The sequence below is a fragment of the Morganella sp. Je.2.23 genome, from assembly GCF_051129855.1.
Lineage (GTDB): Bacteria > Pseudomonadota > Gammaproteobacteria > Enterobacterales > Enterobacteriaceae > Morganella > Morganella sibonii.
Genome location: NZ_JBCPSQ010000002.1, coordinates 336416 through 354945, shown reverse-complemented (window position 1 = coordinate 354945; position 18530 = coordinate 336416). Strand labels below are relative to the sequence as shown.

Here is an 18530-nt window from a genome sequence, read left to right as displayed (position 1 = left end):
AGGGGTTCAGTGGTTAGATGTCATCAGATATGTTGTTTTTCTGAATATCGCTAACTTTTTGTTCAAAATCAGGAACTGTGTAAATAAGCGTTGAGACTTCAATACCATTAACTTTTTCAACTTTTATGATAACGGTATCATTGTCAAATTTAACATAAACAGGCTCACCAGTTACCATTGATTGTTGTACTTCCTCCGAAGAAGAAAGGAATGATGGTTCTCCATATTTTTCAGATAAAGCGGCATATAGCGATTGAATGCTCCCATTATTTACAACGATAACCAATCTGCTGAACTTATTATCCAGTAATGACACCATTGCTATAGTATTTTTACCCGAAAAACGAAAATCCGTGCATTGGTACAAAGATACATGAGACACACTGTTTTGTTTATACGGTACAAAAGAACATAAACCAGCTGATTTTATTTTTTCAAAAGATGAGCCAAACTTCACACCTTTGTACCCATCAACCGCCATCGCTCCCACTGCGGTAAGTGCCAGCACAATCCCTAATAAATATTTTTTCATGATTATCCTCAAAATAAATTCTGTTGCTCTGAGCCAAGGATACCAGATTCTTTATAGCGGGATAACAAGTCCCACGCATGCCGATCACTGAAACCGTACTCAGGGCACAGTTTTGCCACCGCTTTCACCGTGGATAACCCTTGTTCAGATAATGCACGGATATCACGCATAAACCGCTGATTCCGCACCTCACGCATTGCCGCTGCTGCATTGGGGATATACACCTCTGTCCCAGCGAAATGCGCATTGAGCACACCGGCGGCATCCCTGCCGACGATGCACGATAACTGCTCAAGCCGTTTCAGTCCGGCCGGATGAAGACCTTTCACAAAAGTGAACGTCGTGCCGCCGAACGCATCAATCAGTTTCAGTGTTGCCGGGTAGCCGATTAAGGCAGCAATCTGACGCAACGTATCCGGCAACAGATGTTCAACTTTTTCCAGGTCTGTCATGCTTTTGCTCTCCGTCGTTTCTGATCAACCGCCAGGGCCTGCATCAGCTTTACCAGTTCGTCATGATCGAGCCAGTCGATTTTCTGACGGTTAAACATACGTTTTGCCAGCGATTCCGCGTATTCCCACGGACGGCCCGCATCAGCAAGCAGCGCCTCAATTTTGTTCAGAACCGATTTTTTTGACACCGGAACATTCGGCTTACGGCCGTATTTCTTCGGGCTGCGGCGGGGATAACCCTGCGTATGAAAGTAATCACGGACAGTCCCCAGCTCATCCAGCGTCAGTTTGGTGGCTGAGTCTTTACCCGTCAGGCGAACCAGAACACTGCGGTAAGTCTCATCATCCATTTTCAGATACTGCTGGGCGGCTTTGATAATACCGACCAGTTTTTTAGCATTAGGCGTTAACATGTCATTCATCCTCAATGTTTGCGTGACCGGTCACGCTTGTTAGGTTCAGTTTTCGGCAGTCACGGGTAAACCAGCAGGATGAATCACCTTTAAATAAACTGTTACAGCCTTCGGGTAATTCATCATTGCAATGAGGACATTTACCCAGTCTGGCTTCCTGACGCTTCAGGCGCTCAAAATCACACAGTAACAACAGGGCGATGAGTTCGTTACGGTCATACGGATCACGTCCGGGATTACGGTGATGGCGGATATATTCCAGCATGTCGTTTTCCTTTTCGTTCAGTGCGATTTCATGCCGGTACAGGCCATCTTTCTGCTGATTTTTACGCTGACGGCGCTTGCGTACCGCTGCTGGTGTTATGGCTTTTTTATCTGTCATAGCACCATCCATTTTTGCTGGTCATCAACTGTCAGACCTTCAATGCGCCGGAACTGGCGAACCAGTACCGATGCTTTGCTGAAATACGGCATGTAATATGTGTATTTCGCCTCAATATTGGGAATTACACGCTTAGCCGCCCGCTTACCGTACGCTTTCTGCAGTTCCTTAATGCGTTTCGGTGAATAGAGAGATTTGGTGCGCTTATGCCAAAATAGCTCGCATAACGGATTAAAATGATCACTGCCGGGGATACCCCAGGCACAATGCGTTTTCCCGTTAAACCAGACAGCCAATACCGTTTTTCCTTCACCTGCACTGATCCGGGTAACGGCAATCTCAGTACCCTGATACTGAAACTTAATGACCACGTAATGGGACTTTAATGACTCCTCAATCCCGGCCCACTGTTCTTTTGTGATTGACATAACACTGCTCCCGTATCAGTCGTATTTCTGGTTTTCAGGACGCTGGCGGTCTTCCGCAGCACTGTGCCGCTGATACCATGCGGCTCCGGCAAAGCCGGTGATAACACCGGCAACAAAACACAGAATGCTAATCATGGCCGTTACTCCCCTGATACTGATTGCATGTCGGCTGGCAGCCCCCGCGCAATTTGTCACTGCAGCTGTCACACATATCCGGTTCATTAAAGGCCGCACAAATAGAATCAGCAGCAGCGGTGACGGCAGCCAGCTGTTTCTGGCTGATCTTGATCCCGGGACACTGTCCGGCGATTTCCCTGCAGACAGAGGCAACCAGGCGAATCTGGTTAATCCTGCTCATGATGATTCTCCCTGACGCAGACCGCCATCGTTCAGCTTGTTTCGGCAGTTATCACACAGGTTTGTATGCCCGGTCATGACCGATTCACACAAAGCATTAGTGCTGGTAGTGCAGGTGCAGTTGTCACAATCGCAGAACTGAACGGAAGGGGATCGCAATTTTTCAGCAAATAACCGGCAGCGGCTGATTTCACCACGCAGAGTTATGAGAATGTCGTTGTTACAATGGTATTTCATCAGGGCATCGTAGATATCCTGAATAGAGTCAGCCAGCTTATCCACGCCCTGAGCCTGCAACTCCGCGATGTATTCATCCTTCAGCCGGATATCATCATCACTGATGGCTGCATATACCGGCATACAGAACTCATCTGTCCGGACGCGGGAAATATCAATCTGAGGTGTTAACGGAGTGACTGCACGCACGAAACAAACCGGTTGAGCCGTGAACACAAATTCAGGCTGCTTCATTGTGTCAGTTGAATTGTTACTCATTTTCGGCGCCCTCATCATCAGACCCGGTATCAAACGGTAATGTTGAAAATTGCGACTGAGCAATAATTACCCCCAGTTTGAAAGCCCGCTGTTCTGCTTTAGTTTCAAACTGTATTGTCCGGCCCATTTCCGGAATGTTAATCGGCTTATCTGCATGTGTTACCAGCAGGTTGCAGCCCTCTTTTGCAACATCGCGCCAGTCAGTAATTTCCTGTTTTAATAACGCCAAATCGATTTTATCGGTGTTCATAAATACCTCATTATCTGGATTCAGGCGTAAGGGTGACCTGACGGGTTTACGCCTGAATTTAAAAGTGATTATTTTTTAGTTAGTTACGTTATTCAGCAGTTTAATGAATCAATATCGGTGTAATAAGGCTCAATATCGATTTCCACAATAGTCCGGTTATCTTCATCTTTGGCCCGGCTTAATGTTCTGGCTGGCGGCCCGCCGCGTAAAATACGGTTCGGCTGATAGATAAAATAAGACCCCACCGGGTAGCGGTCATTAAACTGCTTCGCAGACAACCGGGACATAACGGCCTCCTGCTGCTTTGGCACAAAACTCAGCCCGACGTTTCGCCCACTGCTGATTATCCGTTTTTTTCGCAAGGAATGAGGCTTCAATCCAAAGCCGTCCGGCTTCCTTGTAATGGCCGTCGCGTTCAGCCTGTGCGGCATTAGTGGTGATATTTTTAAATGACATATCACACCCCCGCGATATCAAGAGAAATCGGCACATACTGGTCACTGTCGCCGACCCGTTCATAAATACGGACGTACTGGCGACTGCCTACAACCTGCACCGCTTCACCGATGGCCTCCATCGCTTTTATCCAGCGGGCATCCTCAATATTCAGGCGGCGCAGAGAGAGTACAGCACCGGTATTGATGTTACCTTCTTTGTCCACTGCAAATGCCTGGTCAATGATGGAGTGGATCTCCGGTCGTGCTCCCTGAACCCAGTCTTTTAAACACTCATCAATCAGTGCCTTAGCCGCCTGTAAACGCTCATCAAAGGCAATTCTATCCTGAATAGCACGCTGAATTTTGTAACGGCCGTCAAAACAAAACAGGGTTACATTGCCTTTTTTACCACCAACACTGATACCGTACTGCTCAGCTGACAATGCAATGAAGGCTTCGATATCCCCGAACGCAGCAATCTTAAACTGACGCAGCAATTCATTAATCTGAATAGCCTGGACAACCAGGTCCCCCACAAGCGCATCACGTTGAATGTCGATCTCTTTAAGTAAATCAACAGGGGTCAAACCCCGTTTGGCATCACGCCAGTAACCGGCCGGGACTTCATGCTGAGTAAACTGTTTTTGATTAATGGACATGTTGTGTTCCTTTTTTTGTTGATGGTTGAGAATCTTTCAGCAAACGAATTAATTTATCTTTTAAATCTTCAGCAATACGTAACTCCTTACCGGTTGACTGTTCCCCTGCGGCTTCTGCCTCAAAGCGAATGCCGCCACCTTTTTTTTCCGTGATAAGAATCGTAATTTTTACAGACATAACTTCACCCTTAATAAATTGATTCAGACCAGAACACACGGCAGCCATCCTGAGTAAAGCTGCCTTGTTTGTAGTAACCGTGACGACTGTTACCGAACTGCAGATAACAGGCTTTACCGGAACGGATAAGCTGATCACAGTACGCATGACGCGCTATTTTGATACGGGGTTTATCATTGCCGGTTGACACACCCAGCACTGTCACACCACGATCACCCAGGCTTTTTACAACAGATTCAACCTGAATCAGTGTTTTTAAAACACCCTGATTGGACGGGGTAATTTTGATATTCATCATCAGCCTCACTAATTAATCAGCATTTCAGAGAACCCGGTCACCATCGCCACATCAACAGGACGCTGGTTAATCTGACTGCCGCGTGAGACACCACGCAACAACTTAAACAGCCGCCGGGCATTACCTTTGCACACTTTGAATAACTCAGAAAAAACGGCTTCGTCCTCAATTTCCGGCAGCAGTTCAGTAATGATCTGGCGGATATCCTCTTCCGGTAACGCATCCCCCATACGCAGGGCAAAGCCGACACGGCTGTACAGCTGCTTATACTCCCCGCGCTTACCTTTCAGGTTCAGGATAAGACGCGGCATACCCGCCAGAACGATACCGACACCGGACTTATCATGAATGCGGCGTAACGTCTCAAGGGCACGATAAGGCAGGTTTTCAGCCTCATCGACCAGAATGACTTTCCCGGAGTCACGCAGTGCCTGGATGATCGCCTCACTCAGTTCGTGCATGTTTCCGCGCTTAGCCAGTCCGAGTTTATTGCACAGTTCTTCAAGTACCACACGGGCGGTATACCCCGGGTCTGCCTCAATCAGAACAGCACTCAGGTTTTCAGTGGCGTACCGGCGCATAATCATGGTTTTACCCATACCGGCATCACCGTAGATCACGTTGATATCCCCATCCAGATGCGCCATTTTGATGACTTCCATACCTTTTTTAGCCATGTATGTCGCAACATAGACAGGCTTGATATTGCGGGCTTTGGCACGGTCATGTTCACGCTGAATAAACTGACGGACTTTTTCCTCAACGCCTTTCACATCACCGTTGTATTTGCCCTGCAGATACTGGTTAATCACAGCGGTACTGACACCAACACCGCGTGATGCCTGAGCCTGAGACCAGCCTTTTGCTGCGAGTAATTCAGATAATTCAGTCACTAATGACATAATCATATTCTCCTGTTATTGGTTTCCGGCCTGTCTGGCATTCAGGTGTTCATACTCAACCTGTAAGAATGTTGTCGGTTTGCCTCCTGCCGGAACGGCCACCGGTTCACTGATATAACTGCCGAAATCAGGCACGGTTTTTCCGGTGAGTACCGGACGGGCTTCTGCCTCAATTTCGCGCATTTTACTTTCAACCAGTGACATACGACGTTTGCGGCGGTCTTCAACCGCTTTGTCCATCTGTGTTGTCGGTACGGCGGCAACTTTGTTACCGTTCCATACCGCTTTGCAGACGTATGACCCGTCCTGCTTACGGATAATGACTTCACCGGCATCATGAATGTCATACGCCACGCGGACTTCCTCACCATCGACCAGGATTAAATCCTCCGCGAAATACTGGTTGTTGTTGAACTCAATCCAGCCACGCTGAGCCACACGCTTAACTTCCGGCATGAACATTTCCCGCAGCTCAATCTCTGTCAGGTACTCAATCTCATCACCTTCTGCGGCCAGAACGGCCTGACGGTATGCTGCAGGTGTCATATGACGACCGTTCTGCTTCGGTAACTCACTGTGTTCATGGGTATAGTTGTATTTGTGGATCTCATCTTCGATGGCATCCAGCAGTTGCGCCCATGACGGCAGTTTTGCCAGTGCGCTTTTCTGCACCGGGTTAAGCTCCTTGTTATTCTCCAGTGCATTGACCGCTGAATTGATGCGGCGGCTGGTTATCCGCGCATGTTCACGGTCGGCTCCACGGCCGTTAAAGGTTGCGAACCCCTGAGCGATACGCAGAGGGATCACTCCGTTAAGGCGTTCAATAATCCCGCGTGCCTGCGGGTTCCCCGGAATACCGGTCATATGCCGGATACCGAGACGCGGAAAAATACCGGTGATTTCCGCATCCAGTGTTTTGTTCTTTTCACCGCCACCATTATCCGAATACACAAATAATGGCTTACCGTGATGCTGCATGGCGTGCCGGTAAGCGGATGCAACAGCAATGACGTTTTCCGCCAAATCCAGACTCCAGCCCACAACAAAGCGGGTACGGCCATCTATCACCATTGTCAGTTCGGGAGTGAACGGACGGCCGTGAATAGGGTGTGCCACCTTCAGGTTCATAGATTTACCATCACTGACCCAACATCCGTTTACCGGCATCTGTGACCAGTCACGCTTCTGATAGGTTTCCAGTGCCCGCGCATCCGAACCGGTTACACGGCCTTTTGCACGCTCACGTTTCGGCAGTTTCACCATCAGGCGGCGCACCGCATCATAAGAAGGTTTAGCACTCAGCATGGCAGGCTGATCGGCATACTCTTCATCCCATTCATCTGAGAATGAACGGTAAGCGGCAATCAGTGACGGCCCGTTCACATTGCGGTAATGCGCCAGAAACCCCGGAAACCATGCCACCTGTTCAGGACGTGTTTCTTTGTGATGACCGGGAGCCAGCAATGCCAGACGCTCTTCCCCTGAATTAGTGCTCTGATAAAGCGATACCCATTCCTGCAGAGAGCGGGGGCTGACACCACGGCGGGATTTACCCTTGCGTGCATTAGCATTGTCTGCGGAACGCTGCAGATACTCCGGCAGCACACCACTACGTGACTGTTCTGAAATCCGGTTCACCGCACCGGTACGGGTATCACCGGCCGCAACCAGTGACAGCACTTCCATAGCCAGAGCCGCCCGTGCATCAGCAACTGCTTTCTGTTCTTCTGTCAGTCCGGAAACTTCCCGCTCCAGCAGGGCCGGGCACTGACGCATCAGAGCGAGTTCCTCGCCGGGCCTTACCGCAGTAACAGCAACGGGATTTTCCAGCGGTTTTTCTGTCTTTTTCTGCTCCAGCACAGCATTAAAATGACGTTGTTTCACCGCGTCCTGAGCGGCTTCCGGCAAGCAATCAATGTGATACTCAAAGGCTTTTGTGCCGGTACGCTTACGAATTAATTCAGGGTGATCGCCTGACAACTTATTCAGACGATTTCGTATCCCCTGAACCGTGCCCGGTAATCCCGGGATTCCAACCAGTTCATTAGCAGTCAGGAACATACCGATCACCCTAATACTCTGCTCAGGTAACGGCTTGGCCATATTTCCTGAGGCTGAATGCCAAGCGCATCAGCAATAATGCGCTCACCTTTTGGATAAGAACGCGCCAGTGCATTCTTTAACGTGTCTGGTTTTAAACCAGCCTGCGTTGACAGGTCACGCATCGTGACGCCTTCTTTATGAAGAGCAGCAACAATATCGATACGATGCCAGTCAGCATGACTTACTTCATTTCTATCCATATTTCGTTTACCCTTAAAAATTACCCCTGCGGATAATCCGCGTGGGTTATCCGTGCAGATACAGTATTGATCCAAATTAGGACTATGTAAAGAAAGAAAACGCCTTTCTTTTCTTAATTAAAAACAAAATGAGTCCTAATTCGGGTAATTAGTTATATATCAATATCTTAGAGAGAAAGGAAAATGGAAAGAAAAAATAGTGACGATGTTTCTTTGTCCTTCACACCTAAAGAAACACTAGTAGATAGAATTCAGACTCTAATCAAAGGTCGGAGCATAAGAGCTGTTTCTTCGGCTTGGGGGCTACCGTATTCCACCTTAAACAACTACTTGAACAAAGGCACTGACCCTTCATTCAAAGCAATACAGGTAATAGCTGAAGCAGAAAAAGTCAGCCTTGATTGGCTGGCATTCGGATCAGATCAATCCAAATCAGAACCATTTATCGATTCATTAAAATACAACAAAACTAGTCCAGCTATAAGAAATGCGTGGGACATGGTCTATGAATCTCTTTCAGACCGTGAAATCAATGAGTTACTCAAAGTGATACATCGGAAAGGCATTGAGGGGATTTTGCAGATCGCTAAAACAGATTCATTGGAAAGTAGTATTGATAACTTACATATCAGGCCAACGCTGAAACAAGCTATCAAACTGGCTATGGCTGGTGATGAATCACTAGACCAAGAGATTTTGCGCCGCATTGAAGAGAAGAAAAATACCGATGAGACTGGTCATTTAAGCCAGGAAGAAGATCACCAAAAGGTGGGATGATTGGATACCTGTTCAATCGTCCTTTAAATATCGCTTAAACGCTCCTAAAAGATGATCACTTGAGTGCAGAATAGAATGCAAAAAAACATAAAATAAATCAATTCATGTTCATCAGTGCAGAATCGTATAACTCCCCGCCAAAGCAGTAAATTCAAGGCGTTCAGCCTAACATAGCTCCCTTTTAAATAGTGCAATATTGATCACCTCCCCACAGTGACTATTTTTATCTCCACTCACTTTATGAATGAGGCCGCCCGCTGTGACCGCATGTCGCTGATGCATGCGGGGAAAGTACTGGTGACGGATACCCCGGAAAATCTGGTCGCCACCAGCAAATTTGATACCCTCGAAGCTGTCTTTATTGATTATCTGAAAAAAGCCTCGGGGATTGAGGATGATGCTCCGCCGCCGGAAGCACCGGAACTGCCTGCCGACAGCAGCGAAGCGGCCGCCACCGCACTGAAACGCCGTTTCAGCCTGCGCCGTCTGTTCAGTTACAGCCTGCGCGAAGGGCTGGAACTGCGCCGTGACCCGGTTCGGCTGACACTGGCCCTGCTCGGTACCGTGATCCTGATGTTTATTATGGGTTACGGTATCAGTATGGATGTGGAAAATCTGCGTTTCGCCGTGCTCGACCGCGACCAGACCACCACCAGCCAGAACTATGTACAGGATCTCTCCGGTTCCCGTTACTTTATCGAACAACCTCCGCTGCAAAATTATGAGGATATGGAGCGACGGATGCGTGCCGGGGAAATCGCGGTTGCTATTGAAATTCCGCCGGATTTTGCCCGTGATATCGCCAAAGGCCATGATGCGAAACTGGGCGTCTGGGTGGATGGTGCCATGCCGAACCGGGCGGAAACGGTGCGCGGTTATGTGCAGGCGATGCATCTTAACTGGCTGACCCGCATGGCCTCAAAACAGCCGGTGGCCAACCCGCTGAGTTCTGCGATTGATATCGAAACCCGTTACCGCTACAACCCGGATGTGAAAAGCCTGCCCGCCATTGTTCCGGCGGTGATCCCACTGCTGCTGATGATGATACCGGCGATGCTCAGCGCCCTGAGTGTGGTGCGGGAGAAAGAGCTGGGATCGATTATTAATCTCTATGTCACCCCGGTGACCAAAACAGAGTTTTTAATCGGCAAACAGGTGCCTTATATCCTGCTGGGGATGTTTAACTTTTTCCTGCTCTGCGCCCTCTCGGTCTGGGTATTCGGTGTGCCGTTTAAGGGCAGTTTGCTGACCGTGACACTCGCGGCATTCTGCTATATCACGATTGCCACCAGTATGGGGCTGCTGATTTCCTGCTTTATGAAGAGTCAGATTGCTGCGATTTTCGGCACCGCGATTATCACGCTGATCCCGGCCACGCAATTTTCCGGCATGATTGACCCGGTTTCATCACTGGAAGGTATGGGTTACTGGATAGGACATATCTACCCGACCGCACATTTCCTGACCATCACCCGGGGAACATTCTCCAAAGGGCTGGGGCTTATCGATCTGTATCAGGCCTTTATTCCGCTGCTGATCACGATTCCGGTAGTTCTCGGGTGCAGCATCTTTTTCCTGAAAAAGCAGGAGGGGTAATATGCGGACACTGAAGAATATTATCTATCTCGGGATGAAAGAGCTGCGCAGCCTGATGCGGGATAAAGCGATGCTCGCGCTGATTGTGTTTGCCTTCACGGTATCCATCTATTCCTCTGCGACAGTAACGTCCGGCTCACTGCATCTGGCGCCGATTGCGATTGCGGATCAGGATCGCTCACAGCTCAGCGAACGTATTATCAACAGCTTTTATGAACCCTATTTTCTGCCTCCGGCCGATATTGATATCAGTCAGATGGACGGACTGATGGACAGCGGTACCTACACTTTTACCATGGATATTCCGCCGGACTTTCAGCGTGATGTGCTGGCCGGACGCCGCCCTGCCATCCAGCTGAACGTTGATGCCACCCGTATGAGCCAGGCGTTTCTCGGCAACAGTTATATTCAGAATATTGTCACCGGGGAGGTGAATACCTTTCTGGCTAAAAACCGGCAAAACAGTGTGCTGCCGGTAGATCTGGATATCCGCGCCCGTTTTAACCCGAACCTGAATCAGATGTGGTTCGGGTCGGTAATGGCAATTATCAATAACATCACAATGTTATCGATTGTGCTGACGGGGGCTGCCCTGATCCGCGAGCGGGAACATGGCACTATCGAGCATCTGCTGGTGATGCCGGTGACACCGTTTGAGATCATGATGTCCAAAGTCTGGTCGATGGGACTGGTGGTGTTGCTTGCTTCGCTCGGCTCACTGCTGCTGATTGTCCGCTTTCTGTTACAGGTGCCGATAGAGGGTTCAATTGCGCTGTTTATGTGCGGAGTGGCGCTGAGTCTGTTTGCCACCACCTCTATTGGTATCTTTATGGGGACGCTCGCCCGCTCGATGCCGCAGTTCGGGCTGCTGATGATTATGGTGCTGCTGCCGCTGAATATGCTGTCAGGCGGGATGACCTCGCGGGAAAGTATGCCGCAGTTCGTGCAGGACGTGATGCAGACGATGCCGACGACACACTTTGTCAGCCTGGCACAGGCGATTCTCTACCGGGGGGCGGATTTCCTGATCGTCTGGCCGCAGTTTATGTATCTGATCATTATCGGCGGAGCATTTTTCGGTGCCGCGCTGCTGCGTTTCCGCAAAACGATCAGTGCCATGGCATAACCCGGCCAATTCCGATGCCGCCGGCGGCGGGGGCATTATAGGCTGTCAGTTCAGTGAAGATTCAGTAAATAACGGATAATGCAGGGATACGGATATGAGAAAAATTCTGCTGATGAGTGATACGGGGATTTCCCCGCAGATGCTGGCGCAAAAAATGCGTGATGAAGCACAGGCACGGGGTATTGATGTCAGCATTGAGTGCCGGTCTGTTTTTGATTACCGCGAATGTGCCGCGGAGTATGATGCCGCTCTGCTCGCCCCGCAGTCCCGTCATCATCTGCGCGAATGCCAGCAAAGCGCGGCTGCCGCAGGAAAACCGCTGGTCTGCATCGATCCGGATATGTTTTGGGATCTGCAAAGTGCCGCGGTATTGGATTTGGCGTTATCGTTATTGAATAATCCGTGAAGCTGTAAGCAACTAAACCATCTTCTTTCTGACCCGGACGACGGGATAACCGGCAAAACCGGAAAGACGCTGACACGTCCCTGTCCGCCCGGATCGCACCATCTCCGGAAAGAATAAAACCATCTTCTTTCTGACCCGGACGGCGGGATAACCGGCAAAGCGGAAAGCCGCTGACACGTCCCTGTTCGCGGAATCTGCTGAATCATCCGGTTTGTGGCAAGGCGGCAAGGGAAGGATTCCGGGAAACCTATTTTGCCACAGTGCTTCGACTGATACCGTACAGAACGAAAAGGCGCTGTCACATCCCTGTTCGCTCGGGTCGCGCCATCCCTGGCGCTCTACGCTTTTCGCTCTTCTGTACGGCATCTGCCGTGTACATAAAGTCTGGCGTAAATAAAAACAGATTTTCTGAGCGCAGCCAACGCCGCCACAGGCGGAAGAATGACACAACAAAGAATCCGCTAAATCATCCGGTTTGTGGGAAGGCGGCAAGGGAAGAATTCCGGGGAGCATACATCAGTATGTGACCCGGAATTCTGAGCGCGGCCAACACAGCCACAGACCGGAGGATGACGCGGATTCAGGATTTGAGGAGACCGCGCACAACCACCTTGCTCGCCGGGGCGCTGCGATCAGTCGCCCGCCGCACTGCCATATTGATCGCCTGCCAGGCAATTTCCTGTAGATCATGGGAAATGCACGGAAAATTGAATCCGTAGATATCAGCATGAGAGACTTCATCGATGCTGAACAGCGAGACATCTTTTTGCGGAATAAGATTGTGACGGATACAGGCTTTGATAATCCCCAGTGAGATCTGGTTATTACAGCCGACAAAATAGTCCGGTGCGGAATGGTATTTCAGGTAATGGTCGGTGACTTTAAATGCTTCATCCATCAGGAAGTCCGCATGCAGCACATTAACGCTGCTGACCTGGCCGTGCAGACCGGCCACCATACCGGTCACGCGATCCTGAGCCACATTGGAATCTTCCGGGCCGGAGACAATCACCACATTATTTGCTTTCTGTGACAGCAGATAGCGTCCTGTCTGCAATCCGCAGTCGAGGTTATCGATATAGACGCCGCTGCATGCTTTGGCATCCAGCTCGCGGTCGACCAGAATGACCGGAATATTGAGCAGTTCCAGTTGTTTCATGTAAGCCGGGCGGTAAACCCGTTCGGCGGAGACAACGGATAAAATGATGGCATCCACATTGTAACCAATCAGCTTATCAATGATACGCGCTTCATTTTCACGGGACTCATAAGAATCAAACATCAGCGTGTCATAACCGGCGTTATACGCTTCCAGCGTGATACGTTTTGCCAGCCCGCCGAAAAACGGGTTGCTCATATCCGGGCTGACAATACCGATAGTGCGGGATGACTTGGCGCGCAGACTGCGTGCCGCCGCATTCACCACATAGCCGATTTTATCAGCCGCATCGAGAATACGTCTGAGAGTTTCCGGGTGAACCTTATCCGGCTGCGAAAATGCGCGGGATGCGGTGATCTTACTGACATTCGCAATAGCAGCCACATTTTCCAGCGTGACTTTCTGTGTCCGGGGTTCCGCCAATTTTCTCTCCTTAGCAGCAACGTATCATTTTATACCATTATAATATCATCTAAATCGATTCAGTCACGTGAAAAACACGCTTTTTGTCACTTAAATCACTATCAACAACTTTTTAACAATCCAGTCTTTTTATCCGCGGGTCGGTAAAAATATCGTACTCATCGGTATTCTCTGTGGAGAACTCCGAGACAACCGCGCCCTGCGGCCCCGCTTTAAACCAGTGGCGGGTATCCGGTGCGATGGTGTACTGCTCTCCCGGACGCAGCAGAATAAAGCGATCACAGGTGTACCATCCCTCATCACCCTGCGGCGGGCGGCAGATTGGGTTACCCTGCACATCCTGATTCGGTGTCAGCGCAGGATCATCAACAAACAGATAAACCTCGCCCCAGCGGCAGCGGAACGTTTCCTGCTTGCCCGGCCGGTCTTTATATGGCGGATGGCGGTGCTCCGGGCAGGTCTGGTCAGCAAACAGAACCAGCTCCTTGGCGCAGTACAGCGGGCTGTTGCAGTAAGTGAGCAGTTGCAGACCCGAGCGCGGATAATCCGGCAGATTAAAGTGAGCAATCTCAATATTCTGCTGTTCCGTTTCTGTCAGAACGATATGCGCCTGTTCCAGAATCGTCAGTGATTCCGCGATGTACGGCTGTTTATTCATCGGCCTCTCTCCTGAATGATATCGTTATCATTATAGCCCTGCCCCGGGTTGCAAAAATGTGACCGGCAAGACCCTTTACTGAATACTGCATGAGTAGTTCGGACTTTATTTAATAAAAGTTTAACCATCATCACATAATTATAATAAACATTGCTCTATTATCCGCATCATAGCAATGATATCGATATCATTTTAATGAAAGGAAATGATCATGAAGGCATTAGTATTAGAGAAAGCAGGGAAAATCGCCATTCAGGATTGGCAGAGTAATGAAGTGCTGGGCGACGACGATGTTGAGATTAAAATCCACACCGTCGGTATCTGCGGCAGCGATGTTCATTATTACCAGCATGGCCGTATCGGGCCGTTCGTGGTTGAGGCACCGATGGTGCTGGGTCACGAAGCGTCCGGTGTGATTACCGCTGCAGGTAAAAATGTGAAACACCTGAAAGTCGGCGATCGCGTGTGTATGGAGCCGGGTATTCCGGATCTGCAGTCCCCGCAATCCCGTGCCGGTATCTATAACCTTGATCCTGCTGTTCGTTTCTGGGCAACCCCGCCAATCGACGGCTGCCTGCGTGAGAGTGTGATCCACCCTGCCGCATTCACGTTCAAACTGCCTGATAACGTTTCCTTTGCCCAGGGCGCGATGGTTGAGCCGCTGGCAATCGGTATGCAGTCCGCCACCAAAGCCGGGATCAAACCGGGCGATATCGGTCTGGTTATCGGTGCCGGGACTATCGGTATCATTACCGCGCTGTGCGCACTGGCCGGCGGCTGTTCAGATGTCATCATCTGTGATGTGTTTGATGAAAAACTGAAAGTGGCTGAGAAATATCAGGGTCTGCATGCGGTCAACAGCAAAGATCAGCAGGCACTGGCGGATAAAGTCCGTGAACTGACCGGCGGCGAAGGCGTGAACGTTCTGTTTGAATGCAGCGGCGCGAAACCGGTTATCGCCTCTATCTCTGATCATATCGCCCCGGGCGGTACTGCGGTTCTCGTCGGTATGCCAATCGATCCGGCACCGCTGGATATCGTGGCGGCACAGGCGAAAGAAGTCACCTTCAAAACCATTTTCCGCTACGCCAATATGTATCCGCGCACCATTCGTCTGCTGAGTTCCGGCAAACTGAATGTGGCTCCGCTGCTGTCCGCAACCTACAAGTTCAAAGACAGTGTCGAAGCTTATGAGCGCGCTGCCGAAGGCCGTGCGACTGACGTGAAAATTGTGCTGGAAATGGAGTAAACCATGACGCTCTATGCCGGTATTGACTGCGGAACCCAAAGCACCAAGGTCATTATTGCCGATAACCGGACCGCGCGTATTCTCGGTGAGGGCTCAGCCCCTCACCCGATGATCAGCGAATCAGACGGAAGCCGTGAACAGGAAGCCGTCTGGTGGACTGATGCGCTGGAAACCGCGTTTGCTCAGGCGATAAAGAACGCCGGAATTGACGGGCGGGAGATCCGCGCTCTCGCCGTTTCCGGTCAGCAGCACGGTTTTGTGCCGGTCAGTCATGACGGTACGGTGCTTGCGCCTGCCAAACTGTGGTGTGATACCTCGACCAGTGCGGAAAATCAGTGGTTTATTGATGCACTGGGCGGCGAACAGGCCGCGCTTGAGCGCCTGGGTGTGTTGCCGCAGACCGGCTATACCGTGTCAAAAATTATCCGCTTTAAACAGCAGCATCCTGAACTGTGGCAACAGCTGCGCTATGTGCTGCTGCCGCACGATTACCTGAATTTCTGGCTCACCGGACAGGCCTGTGCCGAGTACGGTGATGCCTCCGGGACCGGGCTGCTCAATATCCGTACCCGTGAATGGGATCAGGCAGCAGCTGCTCTTATCGATCCGGAAGGCCGCTTATGGCAGGCGCTGCCGCCGCTGGTGCGTGCAGAGCAAATCATCGGAACCGTTCGTCCGGAGATCGCGGAGAAACTCGGCATTTCCCCGGATACCCGCGTGGCATCCGGCGGCGGTGATAACATGATGGCCGCCATCGGCACCGGTAATATCCGGCCGGGCATTACCACCATGAGCCTCGGCACCTCCGGTACGCTGTTTACCTTTGCCGAAAACCCGGTAGTGGCGGATTCCGCGATGATCGCCGGATTCTGCTCCTCCAGCAACGGCTGGCTGCCGCTGATCTGCACCATGAACGTCACCTCCGCCACCACCACGGTTCAATCATTATTAGGTATGGATATTCAGGCCTTTAATGAGGCGCTGAACAGCAGTAAACCGGGTGCTGACGGCCTTATCATGCTGCCGTTCTTTAATGGTGAGCGCGTACCTCAGTTACCCGATGCCCGCGCCAGCCTTCACAACATGGACGGCAGCAACCTGACTCCGCAGAACCTGAGCCTGGCCGTGGTGGAAAGTGCCACATACGGACTGCGCTTCGGTATCGATCTGTTCCGCCGGCAGGGCATTTCCACGGATGAGATCCGCCTGACCGGGGGCGGTGCCCGCAGTGTGAAATGGCGTCAGATTGTCGCCGATATCATGGCGGCACCGGTTGTCTGCGTTACCAACCAGGAAGCGGCGGCACTGGGGGCAGCTATCCAGGCTATCTGGAGTGATACCCTCACCGCAGACAGCGCACCGCAGGCACAGCTGGCGGCTCTTTGTGACCGTTTTGTGCAGTTGGATGACAGCAGCCGGACGCAGCCTGACCCGGCAAATACGGCAGTCTACGAATCGCTGTATCAGAACTACCTTGCTTTACTGACATCAGAATACCCGGAGGTCACATTATGACAGCAGCTGTCGCTGACAATGAGGAATTACTGCGGGTTGAAGGAGTGCGCAAAGCCTTTGGTCAGGTTGTTGCACTGAAGAACGCGCAGTTTTCACTGAAGAGAGGTTCCATTCACGCCCTGTGCGGCGGGAATGGTGCCGGTAAATCCACGTTCCTGAGCATCCTGATGGGCTTTATCCGTCCGGATGCCGGTGAAATCTATGTCAAAGGCAAACGCTGTGAATTTCATCAGCCGCTTGAAGCCCTGCATGCCGGTATCGCGATTGTTCAGCAGGAACTGAGTTCCATTCCTGACCTGACGGTGGCTGAAAATATCTGGCTGGGGCGTGAGCCGCGCCGTTTCGGATTTGTCGATTTTAAACAGCTCAACCGGCAGACCGCTGAACTGCTGACCGATCTGCATTTTGAGATCTCCCCGTCAGAAAAAATGCGCAATCTGAGTGTGGCGGAGCAGCAACTGGTCGAAATCGCCAAAGCCCTCTCCCACGCGGATGCGGATATCATCATTATGGATGAACCGACGTCCGCTATCGGTGAGGAAGATGCGCAGAAGATTTTCGATGTGATCACCCGCCTGACGGAAAAAGGTAAAGGCATTATCTATGTCTCACACCGCCTGTCCGAGATTTTTCAGATAGCCGATACCTTCACCATTTTCCGTGACGGCACGTTTATCACCGACGGCCCGCTGACAGGTATCACCCGCGAAAAACTGATTGAGCTGATTATCGGCCGTGAAATCAAAGATGAATTTGCCAAATTCAATGAGCCGACAGATGAAACCATTATGGAAGTCCGGGAATTGTCCCGCGATAACCAGGTACACGATATCAGTCTGACACTGAAGAAAGGCGAAATTCTGGGAATTTACGGGCTGGTCGGTTCCGGCCGTTCCGAATTTCTCGATCTGATTTTCGGTATCGAACACGCCGATAAAGGCACGATTCAGATTGGTGACCGTTTCCTCGACAAGCACACCCCGAAAGATTCCATTAATGCCGGGATCGCGTATGTCACCGAAGACCGCAAAGATACCGGGCTGATGCTGGGCCGCTCCATCAATGAAAATATCAATATTGCCTCGTTTGGTGCCATCAGCACCGGCGGCTTTATTAATAACCGCAAAGAGCAGGCCCGTGCGGATGACATGATAGCGCTGTTCAATGTCAAAACCCCGGACGCGGACCAGCTGGCCGGTAACCTCAGCGGCGGTAACCAGCAGAAAGTGGTTCTGGGACGCTGGGCGCTGATCGAGCCGGACGTGATGCTGCTCGATGAGCCGACACGCGGCGTGGATGTCGGCGCCAAGAAAGAAATTTATAAGTTTATGTCTGAGTTCGCCTTACAGGGCAAAGGCATTGTGATGGTCTCTTCTGAGCTGTCGGAAATTATCGGTATGAGTGACAGGATTATTGTTTTCCGTGACGGACGGATCGCCGGAGAGCTGACCGCCGCCACTGCCACCCAGACCGATTTAATGAAACTTGCGGTGTGATCTCACCCGCCAACGTATGCATGAATAAAGAGAAGTGAC

General features: G+C 50.8%; 24 protein-coding genes and 1 pseudogene. 7 read left to right on the top strand and 18 right to left on the bottom strand.

Features of this window, described 5'->3' with window-relative positions:
• Positions 1-13: 13 nt before the first annotated feature.
• From AAZR23_RS12095 to AAZR23_RS12020, 16 genes are all read right to left on the bottom strand, one after another.
• On the bottom strand, positions 14-532 hold the full coding sequence (locus tag AAZR23_RS12095; RefSeq protein ID WP_218411181.1) for a hypothetical protein: 519 nt from the start codon (positions 530-532) through the stop codon (positions 14-16).
• Between the two features lie 8 nt (positions 533-540).
• On the bottom strand, positions 541-984 hold the full coding sequence (locus AAZR23_RS12090; protein ID WP_218411182.1) for a Mor transcription activator family protein: 444 nt from the start codon (positions 982-984) through the stop codon (positions 541-543).
• On the bottom strand, positions 981-1397 hold the full coding sequence (locus AAZR23_RS12085; protein WP_434692818.1) for a gp16 family protein: 417 nt from the start codon (positions 1395-1397) through the stop codon (positions 981-983). The genes AAZR23_RS12090 and AAZR23_RS12085 overlap by 4 nt, the downstream gene beginning before the upstream one ends.
• Before the next feature lies 1 nt (position 1398).
• The gene (locus tag AAZR23_RS12080; RefSeq protein WP_434692816.1) at positions 1399-1779 is read right to left on the bottom strand and encodes a hypothetical protein; all 381 of its coding nucleotides are present in this window, start codon (positions 1777-1779) and stop codon (positions 1399-1401) included.
• Entirely contained in the window at positions 1776-2207 is a 432-nt protein-coding gene (locus tag AAZR23_RS12075) for a hypothetical protein (protein ID WP_434692813.1), read from the bottom strand. Before AAZR23_RS12075 ends, AAZR23_RS12080 begins: the two co-directional genes overlap by 4 nt.
• 127 nt (positions 2208-2334) lie before the next feature.
• Positions 2335-2565, bottom strand: coding sequence for a hypothetical protein (locus tag AAZR23_RS12070; RefSeq protein ID WP_219693814.1), 231 nt, complete (start codon positions 2563-2565; stop codon positions 2335-2337).
• Entirely contained in the window at positions 2562-2990 is a 429-nt protein-coding gene (locus tag AAZR23_RS12065) for a hypothetical protein (protein ID WP_434692810.1), read from the bottom strand. The genes AAZR23_RS12070 and AAZR23_RS12065 overlap by 4 nt, the downstream gene beginning before the upstream one ends.
• A 61-nt stretch (positions 2991-3051) precedes the next feature.
• On the bottom strand, positions 3052-3309 hold the full coding sequence (locus tag AAZR23_RS12060; RefSeq protein WP_434692808.1) for a hypothetical protein: 258 nt from the start codon (positions 3307-3309) through the stop codon (positions 3052-3054).
• Positions 3310-3401: 92 nt separating this feature from the next.
• Positions 3402-3596: a hypothetical protein gene (locus AAZR23_RS12055; protein ID WP_247718287.1), complete on the bottom strand. Its 195-nt coding sequence runs from the start codon at positions 3594-3596 to the stop codon at positions 3402-3404.
• A complete protein-coding gene (locus tag AAZR23_RS12050) occupies positions 3568-3765 on the bottom strand; it encodes an ANR family transcriptional regulator (RefSeq protein ID WP_036422642.1) in 198 nt (65 codons plus the stop codon). Before AAZR23_RS12050 ends, AAZR23_RS12055 begins: the two co-directional genes overlap by 29 nt.
• Position 3766: 1 nt before the next feature.
• Positions 3767-4405, bottom strand: a complete 639-nt coding sequence (locus AAZR23_RS12045) for a DUF3164 family protein (RefSeq protein ID WP_124538105.1) — start codon at positions 4403-4405, stop codon at positions 3767-3769.
• Entirely contained in the window at positions 4395-4583 is a 189-nt protein-coding gene (locus tag AAZR23_RS12040; protein WP_025154987.1) for a hypothetical protein, read from the bottom strand. The genes AAZR23_RS12045 and AAZR23_RS12040 overlap by 11 nt, the downstream gene beginning before the upstream one ends.
• 10 nt (positions 4584-4593) lie before the next feature.
• Positions 4594-4881 carry a hypothetical protein gene (locus AAZR23_RS12035; protein ID WP_048822119.1) on the bottom strand — a complete coding sequence of 96 codons (288 nt, stop codon included), beginning with the start codon at positions 4879-4881 and terminating at the stop codon, positions 4594-4596.
• Positions 4882-4889: 8 nt separating this feature from the next.
• Positions 4890-5783 carry an AAA family ATPase gene (locus AAZR23_RS12030; RefSeq protein ID WP_182116469.1) on the bottom strand — a complete coding sequence of 298 codons (894 nt, stop codon included), beginning with the start codon at positions 5781-5783 and terminating at the stop codon, positions 4890-4892.
• A gap of 15 nt (positions 5784-5798) precedes the next feature.
• Positions 5799-7844 carry a Mu transposase C-terminal domain-containing protein gene (locus tag AAZR23_RS12025; RefSeq protein ID WP_434692876.1) on the bottom strand — a complete coding sequence of 682 codons (2046 nt, stop codon included), beginning with the start codon at positions 7842-7844 and terminating at the stop codon, positions 5799-5801.
• A gap of 5 nt (positions 7845-7849) precedes the next feature.
• Positions 7850-8086, bottom strand: coding sequence for a helix-turn-helix domain-containing protein (locus AAZR23_RS12020; RefSeq protein WP_025154983.1), 237 nt, complete (start codon positions 8084-8086; stop codon positions 7850-7852).
• Between the two features lie 183 nt (positions 8087-8269).
• On the opposite strand from AAZR23_RS12020, the gene AAZR23_RS12015 reads away from it, so the two are divergent.
• The 4 genes and pseudogenes from AAZR23_RS12015 (at position 8270) to AAZR23_RS12000 (ending at position 11991) form a co-directional block, all read left to right on the top strand.
• Complete coding sequence (locus AAZR23_RS12015) at positions 8270-8863, top strand: helix-turn-helix domain-containing protein (protein WP_218411191.1); 594 nt, start codon at positions 8270-8272, stop codon at positions 8861-8863.
• Positions 8864-9076: 213 nt separating this feature from the next.
• Positions 9077-10459 (top strand): annotated as a pseudogene (locus AAZR23_RS12010) (ABC transporter permease); the annotation flags it as partial.
• 1 nt (position 10460) lies between these two features.
• The gene (locus AAZR23_RS12005) at positions 10461-11585 is read left to right on the top strand and encodes an ABC transporter permease (RefSeq protein ID WP_046894561.1); all 1125 of its coding nucleotides are present in this window, start codon (positions 10461-10463) and stop codon (positions 11583-11585) included.
• Between the two features lie 94 nt (positions 11586-11679).
• Positions 11680-11991 (top strand): PTS sugar transporter subunit IIB, encoded by a 312-nt coding sequence (locus tag AAZR23_RS12000; RefSeq protein ID WP_434692802.1) that lies wholly within the window; start codon positions 11680-11682, stop codon positions 11989-11991.
• 580 nt (positions 11992-12571) lie between these two features.
• On the opposite strand, the gene AAZR23_RS11995 is transcribed toward AAZR23_RS12000, so the two are convergent.
• Positions 12572-13573, bottom strand: a complete 1002-nt coding sequence (locus AAZR23_RS11995) for a LacI family DNA-binding transcriptional regulator (RefSeq protein ID WP_369450451.1) — start codon at positions 13571-13573, stop codon at positions 12572-12574.
• A 112-nt stretch (positions 13574-13685) separates the two neighbouring features.
• Positions 13686-14231: a D-lyxose/D-mannose family sugar isomerase gene (locus tag AAZR23_RS11990; protein WP_218426536.1), complete on the bottom strand. Its 546-nt coding sequence runs from the start codon at positions 14229-14231 to the stop codon at positions 13686-13688.
• Between the two features lie 211 nt (positions 14232-14442).
• Between AAZR23_RS11990 and AAZR23_RS11985 the strand changes: the two genes are divergently transcribed.
• From AAZR23_RS11985 to AAZR23_RS11975, 3 genes are read left to right on the top strand one after another with little or no spacing between them, the layout of a single operon-like run.
• Positions 14443-15480 (top strand): NAD(P)-dependent alcohol dehydrogenase, encoded by a 1038-nt coding sequence (locus AAZR23_RS11985; protein WP_015422928.1) that lies wholly within the window; start codon positions 14443-14445, stop codon positions 15478-15480.
• A gap of 3 nt (positions 15481-15483) precedes the next feature.
• Positions 15484-16995 carry a xylulokinase gene (gene xylB / locus AAZR23_RS11980; protein ID WP_434692799.1) on the top strand — a complete coding sequence of 504 codons (1512 nt, stop codon included), beginning with the start codon at positions 15484-15486 and terminating at the stop codon, positions 16993-16995.
• A complete protein-coding gene (locus tag AAZR23_RS11975) occupies positions 16992-18491 on the top strand; it encodes a sugar ABC transporter ATP-binding protein (RefSeq protein WP_434692797.1) in 1500 nt (499 codons plus the stop codon). The genes xylB and AAZR23_RS11975 overlap by 4 nt, the downstream gene beginning before the upstream one ends.
• Positions 18492-18530 lie beyond the last annotated feature (39 nt).